The sequence below is a fragment of the Duganella caerulea genome, from assembly GCF_040362985.1.
GTDB classification, from domain to species: Bacteria; Pseudomonadota; Gammaproteobacteria; order Burkholderiales; family Burkholderiaceae_D; genus Rugamonas; species Rugamonas vulcania.
On record NZ_BPWJ01000008.1, the window covers coordinates 162,048 to 177,825 of the forward strand.

General features: G+C 70.8%; 9 protein-coding genes. 7 read left to right on the plus strand and 2 right to left on the minus strand.

The window, feature by feature from the left end:
- Positions 1 to 8 precede the first annotated feature (8 nt).
- A complete protein-coding gene (locus tag ACUJB0_RS23115; protein ID WP_444847263.1) occupies positions 9 to 653 on the minus strand; it encodes a TetR/AcrR family transcriptional regulator in 645 nt (214 codons plus the stop codon).
- A 551-nt stretch (positions 654 to 1,204) separates the two neighbouring features.
- Here ACUJB0_RS23115 and ACUJB0_RS23120 point away from each other — a divergent pair.
- Genes ACUJB0_RS23120 through ACUJB0_RS23150 form a run of 7 tightly spaced genes read left to right on the plus strand, consistent with a single transcriptional unit; the run spans position 1,205 to position 15,592 of the window.
- The gene (locus tag ACUJB0_RS23120) at positions 1,205 to 2,758 is read left to right on the plus strand and encodes a TolC family protein (RefSeq protein WP_444847264.1); all 1,554 of its coding nucleotides are present in this window, start codon (positions 1,205 to 1,207) and stop codon (positions 2,756 to 2,758) included.
- Complete coding sequence (locus ACUJB0_RS23125) at positions 2,755 to 3,528, plus strand: efflux RND transporter periplasmic adaptor subunit (RefSeq protein WP_444847265.1); 774 nt, start codon at positions 2,755 to 2,757, stop codon at positions 3,526 to 3,528. The genes ACUJB0_RS23120 and ACUJB0_RS23125 overlap by 4 nt, the downstream gene beginning before the upstream one ends.
- A 47-nt stretch (positions 3,529 to 3,575) precedes the next feature.
- Positions 3,576 to 4,409 (plus strand): phage tail protein, encoded by an 834-nt coding sequence (locus tag ACUJB0_RS23130; protein WP_444847266.1) that lies wholly within the window; start codon positions 3,576 to 3,578, stop codon positions 4,407 to 4,409.
- A 50-nt stretch (positions 4,410 to 4,459) separates the two neighbouring features.
- Positions 4,460 to 5,485 (plus strand): tetratricopeptide repeat protein, encoded by a 1,026-nt coding sequence (locus ACUJB0_RS23135; protein ID WP_444847267.1) that lies wholly within the window; start codon positions 4,460 to 4,462, stop codon positions 5,483 to 5,485.
- Position 5,486: 1 nt separating this feature from the next.
- Complete coding sequence (locus tag ACUJB0_RS23140; RefSeq protein WP_444847268.1) at positions 5,487 to 12,095, plus strand: Ig-like domain-containing protein; 6,609 nt, start codon at positions 5,487 to 5,489, stop codon at positions 12,093 to 12,095.
- Positions 12,092 to 13,480, plus strand: coding sequence for an efflux RND transporter periplasmic adaptor subunit (locus tag ACUJB0_RS23145; protein WP_444847269.1), 1,389 nt, complete (start codon positions 12,092 to 12,094; stop codon positions 13,478 to 13,480). Before ACUJB0_RS23140 ends, ACUJB0_RS23145 begins: the two co-directional genes overlap by 4 nt.
- Positions 13,481 to 13,489: 9 nt before the next feature.
- Positions 13,490 to 15,592 carry a site-2 protease family protein gene (locus ACUJB0_RS23150; RefSeq protein WP_444847270.1) on the plus strand — a complete coding sequence of 701 codons (2,103 nt, stop codon included), beginning with the start codon at positions 13,490 to 13,492 and terminating at the stop codon, positions 15,590 to 15,592.
- Between the two features lie 52 nt (positions 15,593 to 15,644).
- On the opposite strand, the gene cydX is transcribed toward ACUJB0_RS23150, so the two are convergent.
- The gene (gene cydX / locus ACUJB0_RS23155; protein ID WP_161087334.1) at positions 15,645 to 15,770 is read right to left on the minus strand and encodes a cytochrome bd-I oxidase subunit CydX; all 126 of its coding nucleotides are present in this window, start codon (positions 15,768 to 15,770) and stop codon (positions 15,645 to 15,647) included.
- Positions 15,771 to 15,778 lie beyond the last annotated feature (8 nt).

Below are 15,778 nucleotides of genomic sequence, written 5' to 3' on the forward strand. Positions count from 1 at the left end.
CGGACGGCTCACGGCGCGGGCACTTCCAGGCCGCGCAGGGTGACGTCGATCAGCGTGTTCATGAAGGCGCCCGGGTCGATCGGCGGCATCTCGCAGGTGGGCATGAAGGAGTGGGTCCACATCATCAGCATCAGCACCGGGGCCACCAGCACCGGCGTCATCACGGCCGGATCGACCGGGCGGAACTCGCCGCGCGCGATGCCGCGCACCAGCACGCTGGCGATCAGGGCGTTGCCGCGGGCGACCACGTCGTTGTTATAGAACTGCGCCAGCTCGGGGAAATTATTGCCTTCGGCAAGCATCAGCTTGGTGATGCCGGCCAGGTGGGTGGCGCAGATCTGGTGCCACCACTTCATCAGGATGGCGCGCAGCAGCTCGGCGCTGGGGCCGTCGAAGCCGGCCGCCTCCAGTTCGGCCTCGCCGATGGCGTGCACGATGTTCTCGCGCACCACGGCCTTGAACAATTCTTCCTTGTTGGCGAAATACAGGTACAGCGTGCCCTTGGACACGCCGGCGCGCTTGGCCACGTCCTCCAGGCGCGTGCCGGCATAGCCGCGCTCGACGAACTGGTCCAGCGCCGCCGCCAGCAATTCCTGCGGCCGCGCATCCTTGCGCCGCTCCCAGCGTGGCTTGGTATCTTGAGGGGCTTGCATGGGCGTACTCAATTTAACTTACTTATAAGTCATTAATATAAGCGCAAGCCCCTCTGGCGTCAAGAATGAATGCTGATACGTGGCCTAGGTCAAGTTGTGCGCGCCGGCCCGCGCCCCCCCGAACGCAAACCGTTGTCGCCGCGAAACGACGAGCGCCTATTGCATGTTAATAGCCACGGGTTATACATTGCGCTAAAAATGGAATAGGAATCTTTGGTCTTCTTAATATATTTTTAATTCATTACATCCGCCCAGCGGCAATAATGCGGCGCAATTCTCACCAATGTCCACATACTCGCGATTTTCAAACCGCTATTAATTAATCAGCAAGCCAATTGTCACAAAAACTCACGCGTTACCTCGCGGTAGCCGGCGGCGCGCCAGAGGGTTTGCAGAAGGATTGTGAACTGAAAGTTATGCTATATGAATGTACCAAACGCGCCACATTATAAAAAATCGGTAAATCAGGGTGCACACCGGCGTGCACTAAAGGTAGATACTTACTCTTGATTATTATTAAGTGACCACCTTTAACCGGCCTGGCTGAATTAATGAGCTCCTATCAAAAAATCCTGTCCATTAAAACTCCCGCAATCAAGACTCTGCCGCTGGCGGTCGCCAGCATGCTGATCTTCAGCGGTTGTTCGACCCTCAATATCGAAACCGCGAAACTGACCCAGTCGGAAGTGCGCTCGACATTGCAGGAAGATAAGACCGCACTGACGCGCGACGTCGAACCGCTGGCCGGCCCGCTGACGCTGGACGGCGCCATCGCCCGCGCCATCAAGTACAACGCCGAGCGCCGCTACAAGGCCATGGAGGAAGCCGTCGCCATGGGCACCTTCGAGACCGGCCAGTTCGACATGCTGCCCAAGCTGATCGCCTCGGCGGGCTACCGCGACCGCAACAACGACCTGATCACCCGCAGCACCGATTCGGTGACCGGCGAACCGTCGCTGGCCCATCCCTACATCTCGTCCAGCCGCCAGGTGCTCAGCACCGACGTCAGCATTTCATGGAGTCTGCTGGACTTCGGCCAGAGCTACTACGCCGCGCGCCAGAACGCCGACCGCGTGCTGATCGCCGGCGAACGCCGCCGCAAGGCGCTGCACACGCTGATCCTGGACGTGCGCACCGCCTACTGGCGCGTGGTGGCCGCGCAAAAGCTGGTGCCGCTGCTGCGCAGCACCATCGCCGACTCCGAAACCGCGCTCAAGGACGCCCGCGCGGCCGAGAACGACCGCATCCGCTCGCCGCTGGAACCGCTGCGCTACCAGCGCCAGCTGCTGGAAAACCTGCGCCTGCTGGAGACCATCGAGCAGGAACTGTCGACCGCGCGCGTCGAGCTGGCCGCGCTGACGGCGCTGCCGCTCACCGCCGGCTACACGGTGGTCGAGCCGGCCGGCGATGTGGGCACCGCCTGGCTGGATCAGCCGGTCGACAAGATGGAGGAAGTGGCGCTGATGCGCAATCCCGACCTGCGCGAGGGCATCTACAACGCCCGCATCGCGCAGCAGGAAACCCGGCGCGCCATGCTCAAGCTGTTCCCCGGCCTGTCGTTCAACTATGGCGTCAAGCACAGCAACGACGACTACCTGATCCACCAGAACTGGAACGAGACCGGCGCGCAGATTTCGTTCAACCTGCTGGGCGTGCTGTCGGCGCCGGCGCAGATGCGCCTGGCCGACGCCGGCGTCACCCTGGCCAACCAGCGCCGCATGGCGGTGCAGATGGCCGTGCTCAGCCAGGTCCACATCGCCCGCCTGCAGTACGCCAACACCGCGCGCCAGTACGAGCGCGCCGACGCCATCGCCCAGGTCGACGGCCGTATCGCCCAGCATGTCGCCAACCAGGCCGAGGTGCAGAAGCAGTCGGCGCTGGACCGCATTTCGCAGCAAAGCACGGCGGTGCTGTCGCAGCTGCGCCGCTACCAGGCGCGCTCGAACGCCGAGGCGGCCGCCTCGCGCCTGCAGGCCACGCTGGGCATGGAGCCGGCCATCAACGGCTCGTCCAGCATGTCGCTGGCCGACCTGACGGCCGCCGTCGCGCAGTCGCTGCAGACCTGGAACCAGGGCAAGTTGCCGTCGCTCGAGGACCGTCCATGACCGTGGTGCTGTCCACGTGCCGTGCCGTCCTGCTGGCCGCCGCCGTCCTGACCGTCCTGCCCGCCGCGCACGCCGCCACGGCGCCGGCCGCCGCCACGCTGGAGACGCGCGAGATCCGCGCCCAGCTGTCGCCGCGCCGCTACACCACGCTGGCCGCCGAGATCGGCGCGAAGATCAACCGCCTGCCGCTGACCGAGGGCGCGGCCTTCAAGCAGGGCCAGTTGCTGGTGCAGTTCGACTGCGTGCTGCAGCAGGCCCAGCTGGCCAAGGCCGAGGCCGCGCTGATGGCGGCCGACACCAACTGGAAAGGCAACCAGAAGCTCGCGAAGCTGAACTCGGTCGGCCAGGTCGAGCTCGACGTCTCCAAAGCGGAAACGCTCAAGGCCCAGGCCGAGGTCGCGGCCAACCGCGCGCTGCTGGGCAAGTGCCAGATCAACGCGCCGTTTGCCGGCCGCATCGCCGAGCAGAAGGCGCGCGAGCAGCAATACGTGCAGCCCGGCCAGGCGCTGATGGAAATTCTCGACGACAGCACGCTGGAACTGGAATTCATCATTCCATCGCGTTGGCTGAGCTGGGTGCGCAACGGCGCGCCCTTCCAGGTCAGCATCGATGAAACCGGCAAGACCTACCCGGCCAAGGTGCAGCGCATCGGCGCCCGGGTCGATCCGGTCAGCCAGTCGGTCAAGCTGACGGCCGTCATCGACGGTCGCTTCGGCGAGCTGGTGGCCGGCATGAGCGGCAAGGTGCTGATGGCGCCGCCGGCAAAGTAGCGCAGCAAGCACCCGTTTTTTCGACCACGCTAAAACAAGGGGACCCCATGAAGCCACATATCCACCGCATCGCCATGGCCGCCATCGTGGCGGCGGGCAGCTGGAGCAACGCCAGCCTCGCCTGTTCAACCGAAGACTACCTGTCGACCATCTGCGTGCTGGCCGCGCCCAGCAACAACTGGCGCAACTACACGCCGGCCGATGGCCGCCTGATGCCGATCGCGCAAAACTCCGCGCTGTACGCGCTGATCGGCACCACCTACGGCGGCGACGGCCAGAGCACCTTCGGCCTGCCGGACCTGCGCGGGCGCTTCCTGCTCGGCGCCGGCAACAGCCCGACCAGCGGCAACTTCATCGTCGGCCAGGTGGGCGGCACCACGGCCACCACGCTGACCATCAACAACCTGCCGTCCCACGTGCACTCGCTGGCCGTGCCGCTGACGCTGACCGGCCTGACCGGCAACGCCAACCTGGGCGCCGTCACCGGCGGCACCAGCAGCGTCTCGCTGGCCGGCGTCACCTACACCGCCGACGCCACGCAGCTGCGGATCCAGGCGGTCAACGCCCCCGCCGGCACCGCCAGCCCGAGCGGCGCCTACCTGGCCGAATCAGCCGGACCGGCCAACCGCGTGTACACCTCCGGCTCGCCGCCGACCGTGGCCATGGCGGCCGGCGCGATCACCGGCACCGTGACCGTCAAGGCCAGCGGCACCGGCACCGTCACGCTGGCCGGCACGGCGCCCGTCACCGTGGGCGGCACCACCAACGCCAGCGGCAACACCGGCATCGCCGGCGCGTCCCAGCCGCTCAGCATCATGCCGCCGTACATCGCCATGTATTACATGATCGCCACGGTCGGCATCTTCCCGAGCCGCAATTAATCAACCGTCGTACTGCGCGGCCGCCACCGGCGGCCGCGGTTGGAAGCAAGATGTTGTACACACGAATACTCCGTTTGCTGGCGCTGCTGGCGCCCCTGCTGCTGATGGCGGCGGGCGCCCGCGCCGAACGCCCCCGGGACTACGCCGGGGAGCTGCGCCCGGCCTACGCGCTGCTGGACCGGGGCGACTACGCCCGCGCCTACCCGCAATTCCAGCGCCACAGCGCCCGCAATCCGCTGGCGCAATTCATGCTGGGCCTGTTCAACCAGAACGGCTGGGGCCGGCCTGTGGACGCCGACGCCGCCTGCGCCTGGTTCGCCAAGGCCGCGCTGCAACAGATCCCCACTGCCCAGCACCTGCACGGCGATTGCCTGATGCGCCGGCCCGACGCGCCCGGCAACGCCGCCGCCGCGCTGGCGTCCTACCTGGACGCGGCCAGGGGCAGCCACTATATTTCGCTGTGCTCGGCCGCCGAGCTGCTGATACGCGGCAAGGGCGTGCCGCGCGACGTGCCGCGCGGGCTGGCGCTGTGCGCGCAGGCCGCCCAGTCCAACGCGCCGCCGGCGATGCTGCGCATGGGCCAGTACCTGGGCGGCGACGCCGACGTGCCGGCCGACCTGCCGCGCGCGCGCGCCTGGTTCCAGCAAGCGGCCCAGGCCGGCATCGCCGAGGCGCGCTACCGGCTGGCCATCATGCAGTCGCAGGGCGACGGCGGCGAGGTCGACCGCGACGCCGCGCTGTTCGGCATGGAAAGCCTGGCCGCCGAAGGCTATGTGCCGGCCTACCTGCCGACCGCCGTCATGTACGCCCACATGCCGCCGCAGCCGGACACCGGCGCGCTCGGCGCCGAGCACCTGGCCAAGGTCTACCTGTGGGCCAGCGCCGCCAAGGCCCGCCTGCGCGACCCGGCCCTGCTGGACGCCACCGCGCAACTGCTGGCCAACGTGCTGGCCGTCATGCCGTCCGCATGGCAGCCCGGACTGGACCGCCAGGTCGCCGACCATCTCGCCAAATTCGCCGCGCCAGGCGCCGCCTTGAACCCAAACCGCGCCCCCAACGCATCCCCAGGAGCCTGACATGAACCATCCCCTCTTCGCCGCCGGCGTCCGCCGCCCCTTGCGCCCGGCCTCGCAGCTGCTGCCGCTGGAGCAGCGCTTCATGTTCGACGGCGCCGTGGCCGACGCCGCCCACGCGGCCCAGCACGACACGGCCCCGCCGCCGGTGCCGCCTGCCGTGACGGTGCGCGCCATCGATCCGGCCCGGGACGACGGCAAGAAGGAAGTGGTGCTGGTCGACACCTCGGTGGCCAACTACAAGAGCCTGGAGGCGGGCGTGCGCGACGGCATCGGCATCGTCGAATTCGACGGCAGCCGCGACGGCCTGGCGCAGATCGCCCAGTGGGCGGCCGGCCAGCGCGGCCTGGACGCGATCCACATCCTGTCGCACGGCTCCGAGGGCACGCTCAACCTCGGCACCGCGCGCCTGACCGACGCCTCGCTGTCATCGGCCAGCGTGCAGGCGGAACTGGCGCAGCTGGGCCGGGCGCTGGCCACCGACGGCGACCTGCTGCTGTACGGCTGCGACGTCGCCGCCGGCGACCACAACGCGCTGGTGGCCGACCTGGCGCGCGTCACCGGCGCCGATGTCGCGGCCTCGCGCGACGCCACCGGCGCGGCGGCCATCGGCGGCAACTGGACGCTTGAAACGCACGCCGGCAAGATCGACACCAAGGCGCTGGACCTCGGCGACTACCGGGGCCTGCTGACCACGATCACGTTCACCGGCAGCGATGCGGACTACAGCTCGACCACCGTGGTCAAGCAGGTCAACGGCCAGAACGTCACGTTTTCCGGCGGCGCCAGCGCGGGCGGCCTGGGCATCGACGGCACCTACGGCACCGACGGGCTGTACGCCTACCAGGGCCCCACCAACGAAGTCAAGCTGACGGTCAGCATCGCTTCCGGCTACACCTTCGACATCAGCTCGTTCGATGTCGGCGTCCTTTCCCACTCGCTGACGATCGACCTGACGTACGGCGACAATACCACCGACACGCTGACGGTGAACTCGCTGCTCAACGGCTGGCAGACCCTGCTCAATTCCGGCCTGAGCAAACCGATCAACGACGTCAAGCAGGTGGTGTTCAGTTCGGGCGATTTCGGGCTGTTCCAGAATTTCGACATCACCGACGTCAAGGCCATACTGCACCCGCCCACGGTCACGGTCACCGGCGCCAGCCTGTCGGCCGACACCGGCACCAGCAGCAGCGACTTCATCACCAAGACCGCCGCGCAAACCATCAGCGGCTCGCTGTCGACCACGCTGAGCACGGGCGAAAAGGTCCAGGTCTCGTACGACAACGGCGGCAGCTGGAGCGACGCCACCACCTACACGGTCGGCTCCAGCAGCTGGAGCACCACCACCACGCTGGCCGGCAGCAGCACCTTCCAGGCCCGCGTCACCAACGCCGACGGCTCCAGCACCGCCTACACGCACAGCTACACGCTGGACACCACGGCGCCCACCACCAGCTTCACCGCCATCACGCTGTCGGCCGACACCGGCACCAGCAGCACCGACCTGGTCACCAAGACCGCCAGCCAGACCATCACCGCCACGCTCAGCGGCGCGCCGGCCGGCACCGACATCGTCTGGGGTTCGGTCGACGGCGGCGGCAGCTGGACCGACGTCACCAGCAAGGTGTCCGGCACCACGCTGACCTGGAACGGCGCCACGCTGGGCGCCGGCAGCAATGCCATCGCGTTCAAGGTGACCGACGCGGCCGGCAACGACAGCGGCGTGAGCTCGCAGAACTACACGCTCGACACCACCGCGCCCACCACCACCGTGGCCAGCGCCAGCTTCTCCAACGACAGCGGCACCTCGTCATCCGACTTCATCACCCGCACGGCGGCGCAGGACCTGAGCGGCACGCTGTCGGCCAACCTGGCCAGCGGCGAGTCGGTGCTGGTCTCGCTCGACAACGGCGCCACCTGGGCCACCGCCAGCGCCACCGTGGGCCAGAGCACCTGGTCGCTGACCGGACGCACGCTCACCGCCAGCAACACCCTCAAGGTCAAGGTCAGCGACACCGCCGGCAACGACGGCAGCGTGCTGAGCCAGGCCTACGTGTACGACACCACGGCGCCCACCATCACCTTCAACAGCCTGGCGCTGTCGGCCGACACCGGCGCCAGCAGCAGCGACTTCATCACCAGGACCGCGTCCCAGACCATCACCGCCACGCTGAGCGCGACGCTGGCGGCCGGCGACATCGTCTACGGCTCGCTGGACAACGGCGCCAGCTGGACCGACATCACCGGCAAGGTCAGCGGCACCGCCCTGAGCTGGAACGGCGTCACCCTGGCCGGCAGCGACACCCTGCAGCTGAAGGTGGTCGACGCCGCCGGCAACAGCGGCAGCGCCAAGACCCAGGCCTACACGCTCGACACCGCCACCCCGGCCACGCCCGGCACGCCGGTGCTGGCCACCGCCAGCGACACCGGCGCCTCCAGCAGCGACTGCGTGACCAGCGACACCACGCCGACGCTGAGCGGCACGGCCGAGAACGGCAGCACCGTCACCGTGTTTGACGGCGCCACGCTGCTGGGCACGGTCACCGCGGGCGCCGGCGGCTGGACGCTGACCAACGGCGCGCTGGCCGAAGGCAGCCACAGCATCACGGCCATCTCCACCGACACCGCCGGCAACGCCACGGCCGCCTCGGCCGCGCTGACCGTCCTGGTCGACACCACCGCGCCGGCCGTCACCTCGGTGGCGGTGCCGGCCAACGGCACCTACTACAACGGCGACCCGCTGGACTTCACCGTCAACTTCGACGAGGCGGTCACCGTCGACACCGGCGGCGGCACGCCGCGCATCGCGCTGGTGGTCGGCACCACCACCCGCTACGCCAGCTACGTGTCCGGCTCCGGCACCAGCGCGCTGGTGTTCCGCTACACCGTGCCCAGCGGCGACGTCGACGCCAACGGCATCACCGTGGGCGCGCTGTCGGTCAACGGCGGCACGCTGCGCGACACCGCCGGCAACGACGCCGCGACCACCCTCAACAGCGTGCCCAGCACGGCCGGCGTGGATGTCGACGGCACCAGCCCCAGCGTGACGGGCATCAGCGCCACCACCGCAGACGGCAGCTACGCCGCCGGCCAGACCATCACCATCACGGTGGACTTCTCCACCGCGGTCGACGTCGACACCAGCGGCGGCACGCCCACGCTCACGCTCGACAGCGGCGGCGTCGCCAGCTACGCGGGCGGCTCGGGCAGCAGCACGCTGACCTTCACCTACGTGGTGGGCGCCGGCCAGAACAGCGCCGACCTCGACTACAGCTCGAGCGCCGCGCTGGCGTTCAACGCCGCCACCATCACCGACGCCGGCGGCAGCCACCGCCCGGCCGACCTGACGCTGGCCGCGCCCGGCACGGCCGGCTCGCTGGGCGCCAACAAGGCCATCGTCATCGACACCGCCGCGCCGTCCAACACGGTGGCCGGCGCCGCCTTCTCGGCCGACACCGGCACGTCCAGCACCGACTTCATCACCAAGACCGCGGCGCAGACCATCAGCGGCACGCTGGCGTCCAACCTGGCGGCCGGCGAGCACGTCTATGTGTCGCTCGACAACGGCGCCACCTGGACCCAGGCGACCGACAGCGCCGGCACCAACACCTGGTCGCTCAGCGGCCAGACGCTGTCCGGCAGCGGCACGCTGAAGGTGCGCGTCAGCGACGACGCCGGCAACAACGGCACGGCCTACGCGCAAGCCTATGTGCTCGACACCACGGCGCCCACCACCGGCTTCAGCGGCATCGCGCTGTCGGCCGACACCGGCGCCAGCGGCACCGACCTGATCACCAACACCGCGGCGCAGACCATCACCGCCACCCTCGGCGGCGCGCCGGCCGCCGGCGACATCGTCTACGGCTCGCTGGACAACGGCGCCACCTGGACCGACATCACCAGCAAGGTGTCCGGCACCACGCTGACCTGGAACGGCGTCACGCTGGCCGGCAGCGACACGCTCCAGCTGCGCGTGACCGACGCCGCCGGCAACAACGGCGCCGCCACCAGCCAGGCCTACGTGCTCGACACCAGCGCCCCGGCCACCAGCGTGGCCAGCGCTGCCTTCTCGGCCGACAGCGGCGTCTCGTCGACCGACTTCATCACCCACACGGCGGCGCAGACGGTCAGCGGCACCCTGTCGGCCAACCTGGCGGCCGGCGAATCGGTGCTGGTCTCGCTCGACAACGGCGCCACCTGGACCGCCGCCAGCGCCACCGTGGGCCAGAGCACCTGGTCGCTGGCCGGACGCACGCTCACCGCCAGCGGCACGCTGCAGGTCAAGGTGAGCGACACCGCCGGCAACGACGGCCCCGTGCTCAGCCAGGCCTATGTCTACGATACCGCCGCCACCGTGGCCACCGTCGACACGCTGCAGACCATGAGCCTGACGCCGGTGCTGACCGGCGGCGCCACGCTGGCCGCAGGCGAAACCATGACCGTCACCGTCGGCGGCGCCACCTACAACGTGGTGCCGGCGGCCGGCACGTGGAGCCTGGACCTGTCGAGCGCGGTGCCGGCCAGCGGCGCGCTGGCGCTGGTGCTCAACAACCGCTACGAGGTGGTGGCCACCGTCACCGACCTGGCCGGCAACACCGCCAGCGACAGCAGCAGCAACGAGCTGACGGTGGGCACCATCGTCGTGCCGGTCACGCCGCCCACCACCGCCGTGACGGGCGCCGCGCTGTCGGCCGACAGCGGCGCCAGCGCCAGCGACTTCATCACCAACGTGGCCGCGCAAAACCTCAGCGGCTCGCTGTCGGCGGCGCTGAAGGACGGCGAATCGGTGCGGGTGTCGCTGGACGGCGGCGCCAGCTGGCAGAGCGCCAGCGCCAGCGGCGACAGCTGGTCGCTGGGCGGCGTCACGCTGAGCGGCAACGGCCAGTTGCAGGTCAAGGTCAGCAACTCCGGCGGCGACGGCGCGGTCTACACCCAGGCCTATGTGCTCGACACCACGGCGCCGGTGGCGCCGACGGTCACTCCCCTGACCGCGCCGACGACCACCCCGACGCTGACCGGCTCGGCCACGTTGGCCGACGGCGAGCTGCTCGCCGTCAGTGTCGGCGGCGCCACCTACCAGGTCGCCGTCAGCGGCGGCGGCTGGAGCCTGGACCTGGCGCACGCCACGCCGTCGTCCGGCGCGCTGTCGCTGACGGCCGGCCAGCGCTACGACGTCGCCGCCGTGGTCACCGACCTGGCCGGCAATGCCAGCCGCAACGCCGGCGGCGGCCAACTGCTGGTCGAAGGCCCGCCCGCCACGCTGGTCACCGGCGCCGCGCTGTCGGCCGACAGCGGCGCCAGCGCCAGCGATTTCATCACCAACGTGGCCGCGCAAACCATCAGCGGCACGCTGTCGGCGCCGCTGGCGGCCGGCCAGCGGGTCGAGGTCTCGCTAGACGGCGGCGCCACCTGGGTCAACGCCTCGGCCGCGGCCGGCGCGGCCAGCTGGTCGGTCGCCGCCACCCTCGGCGGCAGCAATGTCTTCATGGCGCGCGTCAGCAACGACGCCGGCCACGGCGCGGCGTTCCAGCAGGCCTATACGCTCGACACCAGCGCCCCGCTGGCCAGCCCGACCGGCGGCACGCTGTCGCCCGCCGGCGTGCTGACCGGCGGCCTGTCGGCGCCGCTGGCGGCCGGCGAATCGGTGCTGGTGTCGCGCGACAACGGCGCCAGCTGGCAGCCGGCCAGCGTGTCCGGCAGCGGCTGGTCGTCGGCCGGTGGCGCCGACAGCACGGTGCTGGTCGCGGTGCGCGACACGGCCGGCAACACCGGCAGCGTCTTGACCGTGGCCGCGGTGGTCACGCCGCCGCCGGAACCGCCGGTCCCGCCGGTGCCCCCGGTGCCGCCGGTCCAGCAGGTGCCGGTCGTGACCCAGCCGCCACCGCCGGCCGATACCAAGCCGGGCGTCACCGGGCCGTCCGACCTGGTCAAGGCCGACCCGGTACTGGGCGACACCCCGCTCGCCGGCAACCGCCCCGCCGGCGGCCTCGTCAACGTGGCTTCGGGCGCCCAGCCAGCGGCAGGTGGCGGCCTTGGCGGCCCCGCCGGGCCGAACACGCCCGCCAATCCGCTGGCGCCGCCCGGCCTGCCCACGCTGACCGACCCCGGTACGCTGCTGACCGCCTTCACCCCGAACGGCCTGCCCGACCTGCCGTTCGCCGGCGACGCGCTGGTGGTCAACACGCCGATCCCGGATGTGACCGTCAGCAGCGGCAAGGCCATTTCAGTGCAGGTGGCGCCGGACAGCTTCGCCTCGACCAGCGGCGCCTCGCCATTTTCGCTGAGCGCGCAGACGGCGGACGGCAAGCCGCTGCCGTCCTGGATCAGGTTCGACCCCGGCTCGGCACGCTTCGAAGGCACGCCGCCCGCGGGCTTTGAAGGCACGCTGAGCTTCAAGATCACGGCGCGCGACAGCCATGGCAGGGTCGCCGTGCAGACCTTCAAGATCGTCGTCAGCAAGGATGGCCGTGCCGTCAAGAGCTCGTCCATCGACGCCGTGCCGGTGGGCCGCAGCGGGCTGGACGAACAAATGCGCGCGGCGCGCGGCGCCGGCGCCGAGCGCCTGGCGGTGCTGTCGCGTAGCGCGGCGGCGGCGAAAGCGGCCGCATGAACGACGGTGCGCCGCCGGGCAATCCCCTGCTGTCCCTGCTGGAACTGGCCCAGCGCGCACGCGCCGCGGCCAGCGCCAACGAACTGGCCTTCATCGCGGTCAACGACAGCCGCGCGCTGGCGCCCTACCGCCAGGCGGCGCTGTGGCTGGGCCCCGGCGACGTCCACACCCTGTCCGGCGTGGTGGCGGTCGAAGCCAACGCGCCCTACGCGCAATGGCTGGACCAGCTGTGCCGCGCGCTGGCCGGCGCGCCGCCCCGCCCGCAGGCGGTCGACCCGGCGCGGTTGCCGCCGGCCGTGGCCGCCGCGTGGGACGAGTGGCTGCCCGCCGCCGCGACATGGATACCGCTGCCGGCGCTGCATGGCGCTGCAGACGCCTCCGCCGAACCGGCCGGCCTGCTGCTGGCCGGCGACGCCGCGCTGTCGGCCGAACACCTGGCGCTGCTGGGCGAATGGATGGACATCTGGCAGCACGCTTGGCGCGCGCTCCATCCGCCGGCGCGCTGGTCGCTGGCGCGCCTGCCGGCGCGGCTGCGCGCGTGGTGGAACGGCGGCGCGCAGGATGCCGGGGGCGGCCGCCGCCGGCGCCGCCGGCTGGGCGTGGCCGTGGCCGTGCTGGCCGTGCTGCTGATGCCGGTGCGGCTGACGGTGCTCGCGCCCGGCGAGCTGGTGCCGGCCAATCCGGCCACGATCCGGGCGCCGCTGGACGGCGTCATCGCCGACTTCGCCGTGCGCCCGAACCAGGTGGTGACCGCCGGCCAGGAGCTGTTCTCGTTCGACCAGGCGCCGATCGGCAGCCGCCTCGACGTCGCCCGCGAAGGCTTGTCCACGGCCCAGGCCGAGTACCGGCAGGCGGCCCAGATGATGCTCAACGACCCGCGCGCCAAGGCGCAGCTGGCCACGCTGCTGGGCCGCATCGCCGAGAAGCAGGCCCAGGCCAGCTTCCTCGAAGGCCAGGCGCAGCGCTCGCGCGTGCTGGCGCCGCAGGCCGGCATCGCGCTGTTTGACGATCCGTCCGAATGGATAGGCCGGCCCGTGCAGACGGGCGAGCGCATCCTGCAGGTGGCCTCGGCCACCGACGTGGAGATCGAAGCCTGGGTGCCGATCGGCGACGCCATTCCGCTGGCCGAGCAGGCGCCACTGCACCTGTACCTGGCGTCGGCGCCGCTGACGCCGCTGACCGGCACCCTGCGCTACATGAGCCACCGCGCCACCGCGCGCCCGGACGGCAGCTACGCCTACCGCGTGCGCGCCAAGCTCGACAGCGTGGCCGGCCAGCGCATCGGCCTCAAGGGCACGGCCAAGCTGGGCGGCGAACGGGTGCCGCTGGTCTACTGGATGCTGCGCCGGCCGCTGGCCAGCGTGCGCCAGTTCCTCGCCTTCTGAGGCGCCGCCATGCGATCGAGCCTCCCCCCGCTGCGCCAGGAGCTGGCCATCGACGCCGGTCCGCGCCTGGCCGACGGCCAGCCCAGCTGGACCCTGCACGACCCGGTGCGCAACCAGTTCTTCCAGCTCGACTGGCCGAGCTTTGAAATGCTCAGCCGCTGGAACCTGCAAGACCCGCGGGCCGTGATCGACGCGATCAACCGCGACACCGCGCTGCAGCTGGACGGCGGAGCGATGGAGCGCCTGCTGGCCTTCCTGCGCGACCAGCAGCTGCTGCAGCCGGGGCGCGGCGCGGCCGCCGCGTTTGCCGCCATGCGCGAGCGCCAGCGCGGCAACTGGCGGCAATGGCTGCTGCACAACTACCTGTTCTTCCGCATCCCGCTGCTGCGCCCGGACCGCTGGCTGACGTGGCTGGCGCCGCGCCTGGCGTTCCTGTTCTCGCCCGCGTTCCGCTGGCTGACCGTGGCCGCCGGCCTGTTCGGCGTGGCCGGCGCCTACCGCGAATGGGACCGTTTTTCCGCCACGCTGATGGATACGCTGAGCTGGCACGGCGCGCTGCTGTACGGCTGCGCCGTCACGTTCGCCAAGGTCTGCCACGAACTGGGCCACGCGCTCACGGCCAAGCGCTACGGCTGCCGGGTGCCGACCATGGGCCTGGCGTTCCTGGTGATGTGGCCGGTGGCCTACACCGACACCAACGAGGTGTGGAAGCTGGCGCGCCGCGACCAGCGGCTGGCGGTGGCCGGCGCCGGCATCGTGACCGAGCTGATGATCGCCTGCTGGGCCACGCTGGCCTGGTCGTGGCTGCCCGAGGGCGGCCCCAAGCAGGTGGCCTTCCTGCTGTCGACCACCACCTGGATCGCCACCGTGGCCATCAACGCCAGCCCGTTCATGCGCTTCGACGGCTACTTCCTGCTGTCGGACTACCTCGGCCTGCCCAACCTGCACAGCCGCGCGTTCGCGCTGGCGCGCTGGGACCTGCGCGAGCGCCTGTTCGCGCTGGGCGAGCCGGCGCCGGAATCGTTCCCGCCCCGCCGCCACACGGGGCTGGTGCTGTTTGCGTGGGCGGTGTGGATCTACCGGCTGGTGCTGTTCCTCGGCATCGCCGCGCTGGTGTACCACTTCTTCATCAAGGCGGTCGGCATCCTGCTGTTCATGGTCGAGATCGGGTGGTTTGTCGCGCTGCCGCTGTGGCGCGAGCTGCAAGCCTGGGGACGGCGCTGGCCCGCGCTGCGCCACAGCCGCCGCGCCTGGCGCAGCGGCGCGCTGCTGGCGCTGCTCGCCTTCGCCTTCCTGCTGCCGTGGCCGGACCGCGTGCAGACCTCGGGCCTGCTGCAGCCGCGCACGCGGCTGGCGCTGTACGCGCCGCCCCACGCGGCGGTGGCGGCGCTGCCGGTGAAGAACGGTCAAGACGTGGCGGCCGGCCAGCCGCTGCTGCGCCTGTCGTCGCCCGAACTGGACCTGCGCGAAGGCGAGACCGGCGCGCGCCAGGATGTGCTGGCCTGGCAGTCGGCGGCGGCCGGCCTGGACGCCGGCAGCCGCAAGGATTGGCAAGTGCTCAACGACCAGCTGGCCTACGCCAGCGCCGAACACGCCACCGTGGGCGCCGACCTGCAACGCTACCGCCCGGTGGCGCCGTACGCGGGCGTGCTGGTCGACGTCGATCCCGACCTGCGCCCCGGCGAATGGCTCAAGGGCCAGGAGTATCTGGGCTCGCTGGTGGCGGCCGGCCGCTGGCAAGTGGTGGCCTACGTGGACGAGGACGCCGTGCGCCGCATCCGGCAGGGCGACCGCGCGCTGTTCATCGCCGACGGCCTGGCCGGGCCGGCCGTGCGCCTGACGGTGGCCAGCATCGACCGCGACGCCAGCCGCACGCTGGGCGAGCCGGAGCTGGCGGCCTTGTTTGGCGGCGACGTGCTGGTGCGGGAAAAGAACGGCGTGTTTTATCCGGAACACGCGGTGTACCGGGTGGTGCTGGACGCCGGCGCCGAGCTGCCGGCCACCAGCCCCGCCTGGCGCGGACGGGTCGCCATCGCCGGCCGCTGGGAAGCGCCGGCGCTGCGCTTCCTGCGCGCGGCGGCGGCGGTGGCCTGGCGCGAAGCCGGGTTTTAAGCCGCGGCCGGGACCAGGGCCGCGCGGCGGGGCCGCCGCCGCGCATGGCCGTTCATGGCCGGTCCCCCTCGTCGCCGTGGCCGCCCGCGCGGCCCTCCTCGTGCTCGCCCCACAGCGCATTCATGATCGCCAGCAGCAAGGCGAAACCCACTCCAAGTATCCAGGCGAAATACCACATGCTCGTCC

Coding starts and splice junctions, on each gene's coding strand:
- ACUJB0_RS23140 (WP_444847268.1), top strand. CDS start 5,487: ATGAACCATCCCCTCTTCGCCGCCGGCGTCCGCCGCCCCTTGCGCCCG.
- ACUJB0_RS23125 (WP_444847265.1), top strand. CDS start 2,755: ATGACCGTGGTGCTGTCCACGTGCCGTGCCGTCCTGCTGGCCGCCGCC.
- ACUJB0_RS23135 (WP_444847267.1), top strand. CDS start 4,460: ATGTTGTACACACGAATACTCCGTTTGCTGGCGCTGCTGGCGCCCCTG.
- cydX (WP_161087334.1), bottom strand. CDS start 15,770: ATGTGGTATTTCGCCTGGATACTTGGAGTGGGTTTCGCCTTGCTGCTG.
- ACUJB0_RS23120 (WP_444847264.1), top strand. CDS start 1,205: ATGAGCTCCTATCAAAAAATCCTGTCCATTAAAACTCCCGCAATCAAG.
- ACUJB0_RS23150 (WP_444847270.1), top strand. CDS start 13,490: ATGCGATCGAGCCTCCCCCCGCTGCGCCAGGAGCTGGCCATCGACGCC.
- ACUJB0_RS23115 (WP_444847263.1), bottom strand. CDS start 653: ATGCAAGCCCCTCAAGATACCAAGCCACGCTGGGAGCGGCGCAAGGAT.
- ACUJB0_RS23145 (WP_444847269.1), top strand. CDS start 12,092: ATGAACGACGGTGCGCCGCCGGGCAATCCCCTGCTGTCCCTGCTGGAA.
- ACUJB0_RS23130 (WP_444847266.1), top strand. CDS start 3,576: ATGAAGCCACATATCCACCGCATCGCCATGGCCGCCATCGTGGCGGCG.